This window comes from Ruegeria sp. N8 (assembly GCF_056531325.1).
The window spans coordinates 657,320-673,794 of record NZ_JBQFLQ010000002.1; the positions used below are offsets into that span (position 1 = coordinate 657,320).

14 protein-coding genes are annotated in these 16,475 nt (G+C 59.0%); 4 read left to right on the forward strand and 10 right to left on the reverse strand.

The features are described from left to right. Position 1 precedes the first annotated feature (1 nt). The 3 genes from atpA to ACR0C5_RS07405 form a co-directional block, all read right to left on the reverse strand. A complete protein-coding gene (gene atpA / locus ACR0C5_RS07395) occupies positions 2-1,540 on the reverse strand; it encodes a F0F1 ATP synthase subunit alpha (RefSeq protein WP_170788158.1) in 1,539 nt (512 codons plus the stop codon). Beyond that, the gene (locus ACR0C5_RS07400; protein ID WP_170352320.1) at positions 1,541-2,101 is read right to left on the reverse strand and encodes a F0F1 ATP synthase subunit delta; all 561 of its coding nucleotides are present in this window, start codon (positions 2,099-2,101) and stop codon (positions 1,541-1,543) included. It abuts the gene before it with no gap. 313 nt (positions 2,102-2,414) lie between these two features. After that, on the reverse strand, positions 2,415-3,149 hold the full coding sequence (locus tag ACR0C5_RS07405) for a class I SAM-dependent methyltransferase (protein WP_170768995.1): 735 nt from the start codon (positions 3,147-3,149) through the stop codon (positions 2,415-2,417). A gap of 62 nt (positions 3,150-3,211) precedes the next feature. Between ACR0C5_RS07405 and gloB the strand changes: the two genes are divergently transcribed. From gloB to ACR0C5_RS07420, 3 genes are all read left to right on the forward strand, one after another. Further along, positions 3,212-3,979 carry a hydroxyacylglutathione hydrolase gene (gene gloB, locus ACR0C5_RS07410; protein WP_170768994.1) on the forward strand — a complete coding sequence of 256 codons (768 nt, stop codon included), beginning with the start codon at positions 3,212-3,214 and terminating at the stop codon, positions 3,977-3,979. Between the two features lie 175 nt (positions 3,980-4,154). Continuing rightward, a complete protein-coding gene (clpA, locus tag ACR0C5_RS07415; protein WP_170783775.1) occupies positions 4,155-6,479 on the forward strand; it encodes an ATP-dependent Clp protease ATP-binding subunit ClpA in 2,325 nt (774 codons plus the stop codon). A 158-nt stretch (positions 6,480-6,637) separates the two neighbouring features. Then, the gene (locus tag ACR0C5_RS07420) at positions 6,638-7,525 is read left to right on the forward strand and encodes a YHYH protein (RefSeq protein WP_480875640.1); all 888 of its coding nucleotides are present in this window, start codon (positions 6,638-6,640) and stop codon (positions 7,523-7,525) included. 19 nt (positions 7,526-7,544) lie between these two features. Here the strand turns inward: ACR0C5_RS07420 and ACR0C5_RS07425 are convergent, their stop codons facing one another. The 3 genes from ACR0C5_RS07425 to ACR0C5_RS07435 all read right to left on the reverse strand — a co-directional run bounded on the left by ACR0C5_RS07425 (position 7,545) and on the right by ACR0C5_RS07435 (position 11,052). Beyond that, a complete protein-coding gene (locus ACR0C5_RS07425) occupies positions 7,545-9,266 on the reverse strand; it encodes a peptidoglycan -binding protein (protein ID WP_480875642.1) in 1,722 nt (573 codons plus the stop codon). A 3-nt stretch (positions 9,267-9,269) separates the two neighbouring features. After that, positions 9,270-10,451, reverse strand: a complete 1,182-nt coding sequence (locus tag ACR0C5_RS07430) for a biopolymer transporter ExbB (protein WP_170768990.1) — start codon at positions 10,449-10,451, stop codon at positions 9,270-9,272. A gap of 70 nt (positions 10,452-10,521) precedes the next feature. Further along, the gene (locus tag ACR0C5_RS07435) at positions 10,522-11,052 is read right to left on the reverse strand and encodes a gamma-glutamylcyclotransferase (RefSeq protein ID WP_480875646.1); all 531 of its coding nucleotides are present in this window, start codon (positions 11,050-11,052) and stop codon (positions 10,522-10,524) included. 67 nt (positions 11,053-11,119) lie between these two features. Between ACR0C5_RS07435 and ACR0C5_RS07440 the strand changes: the two genes are divergently transcribed. After that, entirely contained in the window at positions 11,120-12,121 is a 1,002-nt protein-coding gene (locus ACR0C5_RS07440) for a DUF2125 domain-containing protein (protein WP_480875649.1), read from the forward strand. Here the strand turns inward: ACR0C5_RS07440 and ACR0C5_RS07445 are convergent. The 4 genes from ACR0C5_RS07445 to ACR0C5_RS07460 form a co-directional block, all read right to left on the reverse strand. Continuing rightward, positions 12,118-12,927 carry an extensin-like domain-containing protein gene (locus tag ACR0C5_RS07445; RefSeq protein WP_480875652.1) on the reverse strand — a complete coding sequence of 270 codons (810 nt, stop codon included), beginning with the start codon at positions 12,925-12,927 and terminating at the stop codon, positions 12,118-12,120. The genes ACR0C5_RS07440 and ACR0C5_RS07445 overlap by 4 nt on opposite strands. 2 nt (positions 12,928-12,929) lie before the next feature. Next, positions 12,930-13,844 (reverse strand): prephenate/arogenate dehydrogenase family protein, encoded by a 915-nt coding sequence (locus ACR0C5_RS07450; RefSeq protein WP_170768986.1) that lies wholly within the window; start codon positions 13,842-13,844, stop codon positions 12,930-12,932. Beyond that, a complete protein-coding gene (gene hisC, locus ACR0C5_RS07455; RefSeq protein ID WP_480875654.1) occupies positions 13,841-14,926 on the reverse strand; it encodes a histidinol-phosphate transaminase in 1,086 nt (361 codons plus the stop codon). Before hisC ends, ACR0C5_RS07450 begins: the two co-directional genes overlap by 4 nt. Before the next feature lie 65 nt (positions 14,927-14,991). Continuing rightward, a complete protein-coding gene (locus ACR0C5_RS07460; protein WP_480875656.1) occupies positions 14,992-16,407 on the reverse strand; it encodes an aminotransferase class V-fold PLP-dependent enzyme in 1,416 nt (471 codons plus the stop codon). Positions 16,408-16,475: the final 68 nt, after the last annotated feature.

The window sequence follows — 16,475 nt, forward strand, 5'->3', positions numbered from 1 at the left end:
ATCAAGCGAAGGTCGCGGCGTATTCGTCGATCGCTGCCTTGAGCTTGTCTGCTGCGTCACCTTTGATCTTCGGATCTTCGTCGGTGATCCACTTCAGCAGGTCAGCATGCTTGCCGCGCAGGTGCGACAGCAGACCGGCCTCGTAGCGGCCAACATCAGATACGTCGATCTTGTCGAGGTAGCCGTTGGTGCCAGCGAAGATGACGCAAACGATTTCCGCGTTTGTCAGCGGCGAGTACTGCGGTTGTTTCATCAGCTCGGTCAGGCGCGCACCACGGTTCAGCAGCTGCTGAGTTGCGGCATCAAGGTCGGAACCGAACTGCGCAAACGCAGCCATTTCGCGGTACTGAGCCAGCTCCAGTTTCACCGGACCGGCAACCGATTTCATCGCGTCAGTCTGAGCCGAGGAGCCCACGCGCGAAACCGACAGACCGGTGTTCACAGCAGGACGGATGCCCTGATAGAACAGTTCGGTTTCCAGGAAGATCTGACCGTCGGTGATCGAAATCACGTTGGTCGGAATAAACGCCGAAACGTCACCACCTTGGGTTTCAATAACCGGCAGAGCGGTCAGCGAGCCTGCACCGAAATCTTCGTTCAGCTTCGCCGAACGCTCCAGCAGACGGGAGTGGAGGTAGAAAACGTCACCAGGATAGGCTTCACGTCCGGGCGGACGACGCAGCAGCAGGGACATCTGACGATAGGACACAGCCTGCTTCGACAGGTCATCATAGATGATCAGCGCGTGGCGGCCGTTGTCGCGGAAGTATTCGGCCATCGCGGTCGCCGAGTACGGCGCCAGGAACTGCATCGGCGCCGGGTCGGACGCGGTTGCGGCCACAACGATCGAGTATTCAATCGCGCCGGATTCTTCCAGCTTCTTCACCAGCTGCGCAACGGTCGAACGCTTCTGACCAACCGCCACGTAGATGCAGTACAGTTTCTTCGACTCGTCGTCGCCTGCTGCGTCGTTATAGACTTTCTGGTTCAGGATGGTGTCCAGAGCCACAGCGGTTTTACCCGTCTGACGGTCACCAATGATCAGTTCCCGCTGGCCACGGCCAATCGGGATCATCGCGTCAACCGATTTCAGGCCGGTTGCCATCGGCTCGTGCACCGATTTACGCGGGATGATGCCAGGGGCTTTGACGTCAGCAACGCCACGCTTGGAGGCATTGATCGGGCCTTTGCCGTCCAGCGGGTTGCCCAGACCGTCAACAACGCGGCCCAGCAGTTCGTCACCGATCGGAACGTCCACGATCGAGTTGGTGCGCTTGACTGTGTCACCTTCTTTGATGTCACGGTCGGAACCGAAGATAACGACACCGACGTTGTCGCTTTCCAGGTTCAGCGCCATGCCCATGATGCCACCGGGGAATTCGACCATCTCACCGGCTTGTACGTTGTCCAGGCCGTATACACGGGCAATCCCGTCACCGACGCTCAGCACGCGGCCGATCTCGGCCACTTCGGCTTCCTGACCAAAATTCTTGATCTGGTCCTTCAGGATTGCAGAAATCTCTGCAGCTTGGATTCCCATTTATCCGACCTCTTTCATTGCATTCTGTAGGGAGTTCAGCTTCGAACGGATCGAGCTATCGATCATTTTCGAGCCCACTTTAACGACAAGACCGCCGATGAGGCTTTCATCCACGGTCGCATTGATTGTCACGGTCTTGCCCACACGCTCGGACAGCGTCTTGGACAGTTTTTCCATCTGTGTCTTGGTCAGCGCTTTGGCCGAGGCAACATCGGCAGTCACTTCGCCACGCTCTTCGGCCAGCATGTCGCGCAGAACCTGCACCAGCTGCGGTACGACAAACAGGCGGCGTTTTTGTGCCATCAGGCCCAGCGTGTTGCGCAGGATGGCGTTCAGGCCCATTTTGTCGGCGATTGCGGTAATGGCGCCTTCCTGTTCGGCGCGCGAAACCAGAGGCGAAGCGATCAGGTTACGCAGTTCGGCGCTGTCGCCCAATGCTGCTGCCAGATCGTTAATTCCGGTCTCCAGACCTGCGAGGTCTTTATTCTCTTTCGCGATCTCGAAGATCGCGGTGGCATAGCGCTCGGCGATGCCTGTGGAAATCGAAGCTGGTTCGGACACGTCCACCCTTCCGATATTTGAGGCCCCGATTTCGGGTAGCGGCCGCTACCTTGGGGCGTGAGGAAACCCCGTCCTTTTAGGGCGGGGATCAAAATCACCGGGGATGTAGCAGAGCCGAACCCAGCTAGCAACATATTATCACGGGGGTGACTTTATCCACAAAGTGTTTGATTTCAAATAGTTACACAGGGTGCGACCCTTTTGTCCGGCTGCAAGGGGCGAAAAATGTTACGAAAGTGTAGGTTTTTGCGATTCCTGAGGCGTTTTTGCCGCGTTTTCCCGCTTTGACGTGGCGTAAAAAAGCAGGCAAGAGTTAGGCGGGCTTCAACAGACCGTCTAGTGCCTTGATCGGACGACGGACAGGATCCTTGGTGACGCTGCCGCTTGGGGGTCGAATATGCTTTGTTGCTTCGACCATCAGAACGCCTCCAGCCATGACGGTGGGTATCCGCTGGCCCGTCTTTTCGATCAGATTGCCCGACTTGAGCCAGAACCGCCGGAACGAGGGAGGCAAATACAATGCCGAGCAATGGCTTTCCGGTTCAAAATGATGCGCCCGAAGCTGGTTTTCTAGCTGCGATGCTGAATACGGACGTCCAAAGCCAAACGGCGTCCGATCCGTCCGTGACCACAATCCCGCGCGGTTGGGCACAATAAAGAACGCGCGCCCACCGGGGCCCAGAACCCGCCAGCATTCATTTAACAGTTCGCTTGGCCGCTGCGAGGTCTCAAGCCCGTGCATCACCACCAGCTTGTCCACGTGCCCGGTCTCTATCGGCCACATCGTCTCTTCCGTCAGGACCGAGACATTGGGCATCCCCGCGGGCCACGGCATAACGCCTTGCGGCCCAGGCATCAGCCCAATCACCCGCCGGGCATCTGCCAGGTAAGGGCGCAGCAAGGGTACGGCAAAGCCAAACCCGGCGACTGTCTGGCCTTTGGCTTCGGGCCATTGTTCGATCAACCGGCCCCGGATCGCCGCCTGCGCCGCACGCCCCAATGTGCTGCGGTAGTAGAAATTCCTCAGATCCTGCACATCAAGATGCATTGCGGACACCCGGTCAATCGGCTTAGCTTCGGCGCAGTCTAGCAACGAAAGGGCAAAAGGCCATGCCTCTTGAAATCGTCACCATTCCATGTCTCAGCGATAACTACGCTTTTCTGGCGCATGACGCCGCAAGCGGCAACACCGCTTTGATCGACGCGCCCGAAGCAGGACCCATTCTGGCCGAGCTGGACCGGCGCGGCTGGACGCTCAGCCACGTGTTGTTGACTCATCACCACTATGACCATGTGGACGGCTTGCCGGCCATTCTGGAAAAGCACACCGCCAAAGTGATCGGGGCCGCTGCCGACGCGCACCGCTTGCCACCATTGGATCAACAAGTCAGCGATGGCGATACGTTTGAACTGGGCGGAGAGCAAGTTCAGGTGTTGGATGTCTCAGGCCATACGGTCGGACATATCGCGTTTTACATGCCCCAAAGTGCTGCCGTTTTTACCGCAGACAGCCTGATGGCCCTCGGCTGCGGGCGTCTGTTCGAAGGCACAGCGCCTCAAATGTGGGCCTCCCTGTCGAAATTGGCCGCCCTGCCCGACGATACTATAGTGTGTTCAGGTCACGAATATACACAATCGAACGCCAAGTTTGCCCTGACGGTCGATCCGGACAATGCTGCGCTGCAAGACCGCGCTGCCGATATCGACCGCGCGCGGGCAGCGAATGAACCAACGGTGCCCTCGACATTGGCATTGGAAAACGCAACAAATCCTTTCCTGCGCGCCGCAGATCCGGCGATTCAAGCGCATCTGGGCATGGCGGGCGCGGATCCGGCGGCTGTATTTGCGGAAATCCGGGCTAGAAAAGACCGCTTTTGATGCCTATTTCCCCAACTTCACAGCCACGGTCACAATAAATGTGACTGTCAAGTGAAAGAAAACCCTTGAAGCCGGGCCATGATCAACCAAACTCTAATAGTATGAGGACATGGTTGGGATGGGGATCCGGCCGAAAGCCCGCGCCCCTTCCGACCCAAGACAGAGGAGCACCCGCGTGCCTTCATTCTCGAGCACTTTAGAACAAGCCATTCACGCGGCCCTTGCGGCAGCGAACGAACGGCGACACGAATTCGCCACGCTGGAGCATCTGCTTTTGGCGCTGCTGGAAGAACCGGATGCGATCCGCGTCATGAAAGCCTGCAGCGTTGATCTTGAGGACTTGCGTAGCACTCTGGTCGAATTCATTGACGAAGATTTATCCAACCTCGTCACCGACATTGACGGGTCAGAAGCCGTGCCAACAGCCGCTTTCCAGCGCGTGATCCAGCGCGCCGCGATCCACGTGCAAAGCTCTGGCCGGACTGAGGTGACGGGCGCCAATGTTCTGGTCGCCATCTTCGCGGAACGTGAAAGCAACGCAGCCTATTTCCTGCAGGAACAGGACATGACACGCTATGACGCGGTGAATTTCATCGCTCACGGCGTCGCTAAAGACCCTGCTTACGGCGAAAACCGCTCAGTTTCGGGCGCGGATCAGGTTGAAGAGGAACCGCAGTCTGGCACGGGCGAAGGCGAGCAAAAAGAAAGCGCTCTTGGAAAGTACTGTGTCGATCTGAACACCAAATCCCGCGCGGGTGACGTTGATCCGCTGATTGGGCGCTCGGACGAGGTTGAACGCTGTATCCAGGTGCTCTGCCGCCGCCGCAAAAACAATCCGTTGCTGGTTGGCGATCCGGGCGTGGGCAAAACGGCTATTGCCGAAGGTCTTGCGCACAAAATCGTCGCGGGCGAAGCCCCCGATGTGCTGTCCGAGACAACGATTTATTCGCTGGATATGGGCGCGCTGCTGGCCGGTACGCGCTATCGCGGTGATTTCGAGGAACGGCTGAAGGCGGTTGTGACCGAGTTGGAAGAGCATCCCGATGCGGTGCTGTTCATTGACGAAATTCACACGGTCATCGGCGCAGGCGCCACATCGGGAGGCGCGATGGATGCGTCGAACTTGCTGAAACCTGCACTGCAGGGTGGCAAGCTGCGCACCATGGGTTCGACCACATACAAGGAGTTCCGTCAGCACTTCGAAAAAGACCGCGCGCTCAGCCGCAGGTTCCAGAAAATTGATGTGAATGAGCCTTCGGTGGAAGACAGCGTGAAAATCCTGCGCGGCCTCAAACCTTATTTCGAAGAACATCACGCGATCAAATATACTGCGGACGCGATCAAAACGGCGGTGGAACTGTCGGCACGCTATATCAATGACCGCAAGCTGCCTGACAAGGCCATCGACGTGATTGACGAAGCCGGTGCAGCTCAGCATCTGGTCGCGGAAAGCAAGCGCCGAAAAACCATTGGCGTGAAAGAGATCGAGGCCGTGGTTGCCAAGATCGCCCGCATCCCGCCCAAGAACGTCACCAAGGACGATGCCGAGGTTCTGAAAGACCTTGAGACCTCGCTAAAACGGGTGGTTTTCGGTCAGGACGACGCCATTGTCGCGCTTTCCAGCGCGATCAAACTGGCGCGGGCTGGCCTGCGTGAGCCTGAAAAGCCCATCGGCAATTACCTGTTCGCAGGTCCGACCGGTGTGGGCAAAACCGAAGTGGCGAAACAGCTGGCCGATACGCTGGGTGTTGAACTGCTGCGCTTTGACATGTCGGAATACATGGAGAAGCACGCGGTCTCTCGCCTGATCGGTGCGCCTCCGGGTTATGTTGGGTTCGATCAGGGTGGTCTGTTGACCGACGGCGTTGACCAGCATCCCCATTGCGTATTGCTACTGGACGAGATCGAGAAGGCGCACCCGGATGTGTTTAACATCCTGTTGCAGGTGATGGACCATGGTGAGCTGACCGATCACAACGGTCGCACGGTGAATTTCCGCAACGTGGTGCTGATCATGACTTCGAACGCGGGTGCACAGGAACAGGCCAAGGCCGCGATCGGCTTTGGCCGTGATCGCCGCGAAGGTGAAGATACGGCTGCGATTGAGCGGACCTTTACGCCGGAATTCCGCAACCGTCTGGACGCGGTGATTTCCTTCGCACCGCTGCCGAAAGAGGTCATCCTGCAAGTGGTCGAGAAATTCGTCCTGCAACTGGAAGCACAGTTGATGGACCGCAATGTGACCTTTGACCTGACACCCAAGGCCGCCGAATGGCTGGCGGACAAAGGGTATGACGACAAGATGGGCGCACGCCCTCTGGGCCGGGTGATCCAGGAACACATCAAGAAGCCTCTGGCTGAAGAGCTATTGTTCGGTAAGTTGGCCAAGGGTGGTGTGGTTCGCGTTTCGGTTAAGAAAGGCGATCTGAACCTGGAAATTCTGGGCCCCGATCAGCCCCGCATTCCGGGCGACAAGCCGCCGCTGCTAACAGCAGACTGATTGCACAAGCGTTTAGAAACATTGATCGCCCGGTTGCACCTGCATCCGGGCGATTTTGCATCAACGCCAGACGATTGCGCGCCCGTTGGCGCGTTTTTCGACGGAACGACTTCTCGCGCACGTTTCACAATCACCGTTGAAGCGAATTGGAGAGTCGAATGCTTAAACCCGCCGTCCTTTGGGGCTCTTCCTTAACCTTTGCTGTGATCGCCACAATAACGACCGCACAACACAGGTTTCGCTATCAAGATGAAACGACTACGCGGCCACTAATTCTGCAACCGGCCACGATTGATCCGGGGGTCAGTTACGTTGAATTCACCGAAGCCAAAAATCGCGTAAGCGTTTCCGCAAATGGAATACCGGACCATCTGGTCGGTCGCTTTCCAAACCGAGGCAACCCGCACGGCCTTTCCGAGCAACGAGTCAATCTCAGCGTACCCGCGCGCCCAAAACCAAGTCGCATGCCTAAGCCTCTGGAGCTGGGTTGGAATTTCGGCGTGTCGGTAGACGGTGTGGTGTTTGATCCGCTGGCGGCAGAATACTGGAATGGAGATCCAAGATCGGGTTGGTCTTACAACGCACCTGGCGGTGCAATTTCGCTGGGTCTTGATGAAAACCACGCCCATGTTCTCCCCGGAGGAAAGTACCACTATCACGGTATCCCGACCGGCTTGATCGAACTATTGGAATACACGCCGACCCGACATTCGCCTCTGGTCGGATATGCCGCAGATGGTTTCCCGATCTATGCGATGACTGGTATTGAGGATGGGAACGTGACGCAAATGTCCTCATCCTACCAACTGAAGAACGGCAATCGACCCGGAGGCAGCGCACCAGACGGAAACTTTGATGGCACCTTCAATGAGGACTATGTTTACCGCGCAGGAACCGGAAATCTGGACGAATGCAACGGAGGCTTCACGGTCTCACCCGAATATCCGTCTGGAACATACGCCTATTTCCTAACTGAAAACTACCCGGTCATCCCACGGTGTTTCACTGGTACGCCAGACGACAGCTTTCGCTTTGGGCGTCGCTGAGCACAAGGCAAAGCGCTAGTTATCGTTCCGTCAGCTTCAGCTCGATGCGCCGGTTCTGGGCCCGTGCTTCGGGTGTGTCGGCCGGATTGACGGGCTGGAACTCTCCAAAGCCGTTTGCCGCAAGCCGGCTGGGCGGAATACCCAGCGCCTCAACCATATACAGAACCACCGACAGGGCGCGACCCTGGCTCAGTTCCCAGTTGTCGCGATAGCGCCCCGACCCCGCGAGGGGGACATTGTCCGTGTGGCCGTCGACACGAATGACCCAGTTCAGCCCTTCGGGGATTTCAGCGGCCACGCTGCGTAGGATGTTGGCCACTTTGGCGACCTCGAGTTGGCCTTCGGGCGACAGCACGGCCGAGCCGGTGTCAAACAGAACCTCGGACGAAAAGACGAACCGATCCCCTTCGATCCGCACCCCGTCTTGATCCCCCAGAACATCGCGCAATCTGCCGAAGAATTCAGAACGATAGCGCTGCAAATCCTCGGCCTGCGCGGCCAGTTCCTCATTCTGGCCTGACAGAGCTTCGGCTTCAGCTTCCAGACGGGCGCGTTCGGCCTCTTCCAGCAGACGGCGGCGACGTTCTTCCGAGGCCGCGCGGGCCAAAGCCGCGTTAAGATCCTGCCCCAGAGTTTGGATGCGGATATCGGCGGCGGCGTTGCGTTCTTCATAATCGTCCAGCAGCGCCTGCAACCCGCCCAATTGTTGACGCAGCGCAGCGAGTTGCTGGTTCAACAAAGCGGTTTGACGCTGCGCCTGCTCAGATACTTCTTTTTCAGTCGAAATCGCTTCGCGGGCCACGGCCAGCAGGGCAGCGCGCTCCTCGGCCAATGTGCGTTGTTCCTGTGCATCCGTCTGCGCCTGAGTTTGTGCGGCAAGGGCAGCCTGCAACTGCGCCTCAAGCTCTTCGGTATTCAGCTCTCCAAATTGACGCTCAAGCTCGGCACGAGCGGCTTGGGCGGCAGCCAAAAGGGTCAGCGTTTCCTCGGCCTCTTTGCGCTGCGCTTCCAACGCCAGTGTCATCGCAGTCAGTTCGGCATCGGCGTTCTGCAATCGGTCGCGCAGGTTTTCAGCCGCCGCCGCCTCAGCCAGTCGCGCGGCCTCTTCAGCGCTAAGTTGATCTTCAAGTTCCGTGATCAGCGCCGCCTGGGCAGTTTCGCTCTGTTCCAGATCGGCAACCAGAGCCTCCAGAGCTTCGCGGCGGGCCGCAGCCAACCGGGCGGCCTCGGCCTGTGCATCAATCTCGGCGCGACTTTGGGCCAGCGCAAGATTCAACGCATCCTGATCCGATAGCAACTGTTCCTGTCGGTCCTGTAACCCCTGCCGTTCCGCTTCAAGCGAGGCTATGACATCTTGCGCGCGATCCTGATCGGCCAGCAATGCCGCAACCTGCGCCTCAAAACCCGTGATCCGCGATTGCGCCTCCGAAAGGCTATCTTCGGCCTGAGCCAACTCATCTTCGGTTTCAGACAATGTCGCGTTCAGCGCCCCAAGCCGAGCTTCAAGTCGGCTGTTTTCGCGTTCTTCCAACCCCAGCGCGCCGGCCAACGCGGCAACTTCGTCAGACAGCGCTGTCAGCTCGTCTTCCTGCCCCGAAATCGTTTCCCGCAGGACGAACTGAACCACCATGAAGATCGTCAAAACGAAGGTCAATACCATCAAAAGCCCTGTGATCGCATCCACGAAGCCGGGCCAGACCGAGCCCTGAAACCGTTGACCTGTGCGACGGGACAGGGCCATCTTTTATTCTCCGCCCGGCGTCGTGCGTACAGCACCGCGCGGCAATGTCAGGGCCTTGACCAGCAGCTCGATATCCTTGCGCATCTCGCTCATGCTTTCCTGGCGACCGGCCGAGATTTCTTCGAGGATGCGCAGCAATTGCACATCCATCGACCGCAGGCGCATCCGGCTTTCGGCGTCGATCCCGTCGCCGGTGCCCTGTTCGCGCATGTGATCCAGCAGGGCATCCTGTCCCAGCGCCACGCGTTCCAGCGCGGCGGTGACGCCTTCGTTGTCGGATTGGCGCAGGTTCATATCGGTGATCACGTCCACCAACTGACCCAGCTTGGCGGACAGCTCGGCCCGATCCCCCTCCTGTGCCGAGAACAGGTCCTGCAAGGCGTCCATCTGTTCTGACATCGTATCCAACACCGGGGACAGTACGGCCAGTTCTGCGCTGCTGCCTTCATCACCCAGCGCAAAGCCGACCCGTGTGATCGAGGACAGCCATTCCTCCATCTCGCGGTAGAACCGGTTCTGACCATGGCCCGCAAACAGCTCCAGCAAGCCGACTATCAACGACCCGGCCAGACCCAGCAACGAGGACCCAAAGGCCACGCCCATGCCCTGCAACTGCGCCTCAAGCCCAACCATCAAGCGATTGAACACGGCCAGCCCCTCTTCGCCCTCTTGCGGGTTGAGGCTGCGGATCGTGTCGACAATGGCCGGGACCGTGGTGGCGAGGCCGAAGAATGTACCCAGAAGGCCTAAGTAAATCAGGACGTTGGTGATATATCGCGTGATCTCACGCTCTTCCTCGATCCGCTCGGCCACCGAGTCCAGAATGGACCTGGTTGAACTGGAACTGATCTGAGACCGCGCGCCACGTTCACGCAGCAACGAGGCCAGCGGCGCCAGCAATTGCGGGGTGCGCGCATCTTCGCGGACGACGCCACCGACAAAAGCTTCGATCCAGCGGACCGAGCCGATTAACTGTGTCACCTGAAGAAAACAGGCCAGAACACCGATCGCAAAGACGAGCAGGATAAACCCATTGAGATACGGGTTGGCATAGAAGACCGGCAAGACATAGGGCAGCGCCATAAACACGCCCGCCCCCGCCAGACCTATAGCGATCAGCATCGTTACGATCTGACGAATGGGTTGCGAGAAATGCGGTCTCGCGCCCTGATGTGCCTGCGCCATGCGCGTGGTTCCCGGTTCTTACCTGCTCTGACAGTGAATCTAGCGAAAATCCGCCGGTGACGCCAAGGGTTTATGCGGTAATGCTACGCACCCGTTGCGCCAACCACTCAAGATCAGGGTCGCGCAGGCCAATCTCGGCCAGATGTTCGGCGGTGTTATAGAGGTATTCGGTGTTCGGCCCGCGCCCACCCACGGCGTGGGCGATGATCTGAGCCTGTTCCTCAAGCGGCATTCCACCGCAATATTGCACGTGGTCTTTTTCGATTACATAGGTGACAGCCTCGACCGTTTCGCCGCTTTCCAGATGCACGTCCAGCATCTTCTCAACATAGGCTGACGAAATGAGCTCACGCTCGCGCAACTCGTGAAGGGTGCGGTCTTCGTGACCGGGCTCGACCGACAGGGCCAGACCCTTGCATTGGGCGCTGTCCTGTTCGTCCAAAGCCAGCACAAGGCCGGGATGATCCTCGGTCCCGCGATGGTGGATCGAGCTCATGCAGAAGGATCGGGCATAACCGTGCAATGTTGCACGCGTGCTGCGGGCCACGGGAAACCCCGGATTCCACAACAGCGATCCATATCCGAATACCCACATCGTCATAGCTCTGGTCCTTGCCCGTTTGCGCCTATAAACATCAATTCAGGTGCGGGAAAAAGGGCGAACTGCCATGCGCGGGCTGATACGGCTAGTCATTGTCATAACTGTGATCTGGAGCGCATATTGGTTTGTCGCCGGTTTTGGCTTGCGCAATGCCATCACTGCGTGGTTCGACGGACAACAGGACCGGGGTTGGCAGGCTGAGTATTCGCAGGTCGCCACCGCAGGGTATCCGTTCAACCATGTCACCCGTCTGGACAATCCCGCGCTGGCCGATCCGGTCAACGGCACCGCCTGGAGCGCGGATTGGATCGAATTCCAAAGCCCCGCCATCTGGCCCGGCCAGCAAATGCTGCGATTTGCCGACACGCCGCAGCGGTTATCGTATTTCGACCAAACCTCGACCATCACGGCGGCGGATTTGGTGGCAGAGTTGCAACTGCAACCCGGTATTGCGCTGGTGCTTGAGAAGATGGCGCTGACTTCCGGGTCGTGGTCAATCGCTGACGACGGAGAAGCGCAAGCGGCGGGCGAGACGCTGCAGCTGATCATGGCGCAGACAGCAAGCCCTGAGACCTATGCCATCAGCGCCCGGATTGACGGTTTCACCCCCGGTGACGACTTGCGCGAGCTCATGCGCTCGGCCACCACTCTGCCGCAATCCTTTGAGACGCTCGAACTGGACATGACGACCGTGTTCGACAAGCCATGGGACCGGTCCGCGCTGGAACAGGGTCGCCCGCAACCCACCAGAATTGATCTGCGGCTGGCCGAGATGAAATGGGGGGCCCTTCGTCTTTTTGCTGCCGGAGAGCTGGACGTGGACGCGCAAGGCATCCCCACCGGAGAGATCGCCATAAAAGCCGAGAACTGGCGAGATATGATCGCCATGGCCAACGCGGCAGGCGCATTGCCTGATCAGGCCGTGGACCCGGTGACGCGCGCGCTGAACTTCATGGCCGGACTGGGCGGCAACCCCAATGCGTTGGATTTGCAGTTGAATTTCCGAGACGGCTTCGTTGCGGTCGGCCCCCTGCCCCTTGGCCCAGCCCCGCGGCTAATTCTACGTTAACGGCAATACGGACCCCGTCTGTGGCGTGCCGTATCCAGATGGAAATGATCCCGGTGATAGCGGTCCGAGTTTGGCCCCAACACCGTACCAAACGGCCCGCACGCGCCGCGCCAGATTTTGGTCAGTTGTTTCTTCGACGGGTTCTTGCGCCAGCCGTTTAGAACCGTCACCAGCTCTCCGTCCGCCATTCGAAAACCCGAGATATCTATTGCGCGCCCCTTGCCATGCTCGGATATCCGCGCGCCTTTCTGATTGTTTCGTGTTCTGCAGGCATAGTGGGCGGCGACTTGTAATTCGACCACCGGACCGCGGCGTTTGAAGGTTGGCTTGACCGATTTATCGACCCATTTGTTCAGCGCAATGGCAGTTCCGCAATCCATCGTAGACGGGCGGCTGAGTTTGACACCGGCGACCGAAGTAATCTGCACCGCGTCCTGGATCCCGCAGGCCTTGATCTTGCCCGGAACCTGCCCCACCGGTTTGCCTTGAATGTCGATATCCCCGCAGACCGAACCCTTGCGCAGCTTGCGTTTCTTGAACAGCGCCTCCTGTTCCAGAGCTTTCGGGCGCAGATAAGGCATCAGGGATGTGTCCGGCCCCAGGAACGGCAGCGCTGTCGGGCGCGCAGCGACGGCCAGAACCTGTGCTGAAACAGGACGCAACACGGGGCGAAGCTTTGTGGGGCCAACAACCTGCTCGACCGATGGCCGCGCCACGGGAATCAATGACTGTTCCGGCGCTGCCTGCGCTGTTGAAGCCAAGGCCCCAACAAGCGCAAAAGCAATGCTCCGCCGGATCACCCTCATGGTTAGGATTTCCCCCGGCCGAAATCCGGCGCATCCGTATCCTGGCCTGCGTCGATGATCCCACGCCGGATCGCGCGGGTGCGTGTGAAATAGTCGAATAGCTGTTCACCATCTCCGGTTCGGATGGCCCGCTGTAAGGCGAACAGTTCCTCGGTGAACCGGCCAAGAATTTCCAAAGTCGCGTCCTTGTTAGTCAGAAACACGTCGCGCCACATGGTCGGGTCCGAGGCCGCGATCCGCGTGAAATCCCGGAACCCGGCAGCCGAATATTTGATAACCTCGCTATCCGTCACCCGGCGCAGGTCATCGGCCACACCGACCATCGTGTAAGCGATCAGATGCGGTGCGTGGGAAGTAACGGCTAGCACCAGATCGTGGTGGTCGGCGTCCATCTCATCAACGTTCGATCCCATCCCCTCCCAAAGCGCACGCAAGCGCGCGACGGCGGCGGGGTCGGTGCCTTCAACCGGCACCAAAAGACTCCAACGATTGTCGAACAATTCGGCAAAACCGGATTCTGGGCCCGAGTGTTCCGTCCCGGCCAGCGGGTGCGCGGGGATGAAATGCACGCCCTCGGGGATATGTGGCGACACCGCCTCGATCACATGACGTTTGACCGAACCCACGTCAGACACCGTCGCGCCCGGTTTCAGCATTGGTGCGATATCTGCGGCCACCGCACCCATCGCGCCGACCGGAACACAGAGAACGACAAGATCGGCGCCCTCTGCCGCATCTTGGGCGGTATCGCACACCCGGTCGCAAAGACCGATCTTGCGCGCGGTGTCGCGCGTCGCCTTGGACCGCGCGTATCCCGTCACTTCACCCGCTAGCCCGGCGCGTTTGATGGCCCAGAACATGGACGAGGCGATCAGCCCCAGCCCGATCAGTGCAACACGGTCGTAGATCTGGCTCATGCTGCGCCCTCTTTGAATGCGGAGATTGCCGCAACGACCCGGCGGCAGGCGTCTTCATCGCCCACGGTGATGCGCAGCGCATTTGGCAAGTTGTATCCCGCCACACGCCGCACGATCAAACCTTGGGTTTTCAAATAGTCGTCGCAAGCCTCAGCCTCGGCCTGATCGGTGAACCGGGCGAGAATGAAATTGGTACAGGACGCATCCGAAGGCACCCCGATCTTGGCCAGTTCGTCGGACAACCACACCCGCAGGCGCGTGTTTTCGGCCTGACAATGAGACAAGAACTCTTCGTCCTTAACCGCAGCTTCGGCCGCCGCCAAAGCGGTCAGTGATAAGTTAAACGGCTGACGCACTCGGTTGAGCACATCAATGATCGACTGCACGGCATAGCCCCAGCCCACGCGCATCCCACCCAGGCCGTACACTTTCGAGAACGTCCGGGTCATGATCACGTTGTCGAACCGACCCACGATGGATGCCCCACCATCAAAATCATCGACGAACTCGGCATAGGCCCCGTCGATCACCATCAGGCAACTGTCGGGCAGAGCCTCGGCTAGGCGCACAAGCTCACTTTCGGGGATCATGGTCGAGGTCGGGTTACCCGGATTGGTCACAAACACGATCCGCGTCTGATCCGTTACAGCGGCAAGGATGTTGTCAACATCCACGCGGCGGTCCTTTTCAGGCACCATCACCGGCGTTGCCCCCGCCATCCGCGCGATGATCGGGTACATGGAAAAGCCGTGCTCGGTATAGATGACCTCATCCCCCGGCCCGGCATAGGCTTGCGCCACGAATTGCAGCACCTCATCGCTGCCGACACCACAGATGATCCGCGCTGGGTCCAGCCCGTGCCGTACACCGATTGCGTCGCGCAGGGGCGCGTGGTCGGTGCTGGGATAGCGATGCAGGTTGGCGGCACTGTTGCGCACAGCCTCGATCGCCTTGGGGCTGGGACCAAACGGGTTTTCGTTGGAACTCAGCTTGATCACATGCGAAACCCCGGCCACATGCGACTGGCCGCCCTGATACAGCGCGATGTCCATAATGCCGGGTTGCGGGGTGATCTTGGTCATAAGAGGCTCCGTTGATTGGAGCCTCTCATACCTGTCTCAAGGCGTTGAGAAAAGCGGCAATTCCGTCACGCCGCTTTGAAGCGGGCGGTCGCCGGGTCGGCCGTGTAGAATGGTGCGAATTCAGCGGTGCGGCGCGACAAGTCATTGACGCTGTCGATCACGAACTGCACCGTCTGTTCGCTCATCAAATATGAGAAGTTCAACCGCACCCAACCGGGCTTCTTCATCTCTTCTCCGGCAGACAGCGCGGCGTGCAACGCCTCGGACGTGTCCCTGTCGATGCCCAACAGGCGATGCGCATAGGGCCCAGCACAGGCACAGCCGCCCCGCGCCTGAATGCCGTAGATATCGCTGAGCATACGGGTGAACAGTTGCTGATGCACCAGATTCCCCGCATTGTCGCGCACGAGGAAAGAGAAGATCGGCAGGCGATGTGGATTGTCCACGCCCAGCAACGTGAGGTTCGGGTTGTTACCCCATCCCTGCAACGCCATTTGGTTATACTGTACCTCGCGTTTGGTGATCTCTTTTACGCCAACTACATCCTTGACGATAAAAGCCAGCGCCGCGCGGATATCGCCGATAACGTTGGGTGTTCCGGCTTCTTCGCGCGCGGACAGGTTAGCGCTGTAGTCATGCCGCCATGGCGACACAAAGCTGACTGTCCCGCCACCGGGCCAACTGGGACAGGTCCGACGCACGGCCTCCGTGTTGACAACCAACACGCCCGAAGCCCCCGGACCGCCTGGAAATTTATGCGGAGAGACAACTATTGCGTCCTTACGTGTATCGCCTTCCCCTATATCCATCGGCAGGTAAGGCCCACCCCCGGCATAATCCCAAACTGCCAGCGCACCATGCGCTTTCAGCAAGCGTGTCACCGGATCGGGGTCGGTGATGATGCCGGTCACGTTCGAGGCCGCTGAAAACGACCCGATGATAAGATCGGACGCAGAATGATCGACCAATATACGTTCGAGCACTTGCAGATCGACACCCCCGTCCGATGCTTCGGGGATTTCGATCACCCGCGCCTTGCTTTCGCGCCACGGCAAAATGTTCGAGTGATGCTCATACGGCCCCAACAAAACAACCGGCCGGTCCGCCTCGTTAACACCCATCAGGCTGACCAGCCGGTTGAGACCCGCAGTGGCGCCAGAGCCGGTGAAGATCACCGAATCCTCTTCCTGGGCGCCAACGATGCGGGCAATCTCTGCGCGGGCCTCTCCGCGCAGGCGCGTCATATACGCGCCGCAATACGAAGCCTCGGTGTGGCTGTTGGCATAAAACGGCAACACATGCGCAGCCACAAAATCCTCGACCTGCCGCAAAGCGCGGCCCGAGGCAACGTAATCCGCATACACAAGCGGCACGTCCCCGCGCAGACCCGGAATCATGACGCCTTCTCCGATCAGCCCATCACGAAAGGGGGTTATGCAATCGGCGGATTGGATGGACGCGCGGAATTGGTTCAGGGTCATGGCTCAGGCTCCGTTTTACCCTGACAATATGATTGTTATTTTTTGGATAAACTTCACATTTCTGTGGG

What these genes read in the sequence shown, in the direction of transcription:
- atpA (WP_170788158.1), bottom strand. Translation starts at nt 1,540, where the DNA reads ATGGGAATCCAAGCTGCAGAGATTTCTGCAATCCTGAAGGACCAGATC.
- ACR0C5_RS07405 (WP_170768995.1), bottom strand. Translation starts at nt 3,149, where the DNA reads ATGCATCTTGATGTGCAGGATCTGAGGAATTTCTACTACCGCAGCACA.
- gloB (WP_170768994.1), top strand. Translation starts at nt 3,212, where the DNA reads ATGCCTCTTGAAATCGTCACCATTCCATGTCTCAGCGATAACTACGCT.
- ACR0C5_RS07420 (WP_480875640.1), top strand. Translation starts at nt 6,638, where the DNA reads ATGCTTAAACCCGCCGTCCTTTGGGGCTCTTCCTTAACCTTTGCTGTG.
- ACR0C5_RS07425 (WP_480875642.1), bottom strand. Translation starts at nt 9,266, where the DNA reads ATGGCCCTGTCCCGTCGCACAGGTCAACGGTTTCAGGGCTCGGTCTGG.
- ACR0C5_RS07430 (WP_170768990.1), bottom strand. Translation starts at nt 10,451, where the DNA reads ATGGCGCAGGCACATCAGGGCGCGAGACCGCATTTCTCGCAACCCATT.
- ACR0C5_RS07435 (WP_480875646.1), bottom strand. Translation starts at nt 11,052, where the DNA reads ATGACGATGTGGGTATTCGGATATGGATCGCTGTTGTGGAATCCGGGG.
- ACR0C5_RS07440 (WP_480875649.1), top strand. Translation starts at nt 11,120, where the DNA reads ATGCGCGGGCTGATACGGCTAGTCATTGTCATAACTGTGATCTGGAGC.
- ACR0C5_RS07445 (WP_480875652.1), bottom strand. Translation starts at nt 12,927, where the DNA reads ATGAGGGTGATCCGGCGGAGCATTGCTTTTGCGCTTGTTGGGGCCTTG.
- ACR0C5_RS07450 (WP_170768986.1), bottom strand. Translation starts at nt 13,844, where the DNA reads ATGAGCCAGATCTACGACCGTGTTGCACTGATCGGGCTGGGGCTGATC.
- hisC (WP_480875654.1), bottom strand. Translation starts at nt 14,926, where the DNA reads ATGACCAAGATCACCCCGCAACCCGGCATTATGGACATCGCGCTGTAT.
- ACR0C5_RS07460 (WP_480875656.1), bottom strand. Translation starts at nt 16,407, where the DNA reads ATGACCCTGAACCAATTCCGCGCGTCCATCCAATCCGCCGATTGCATA.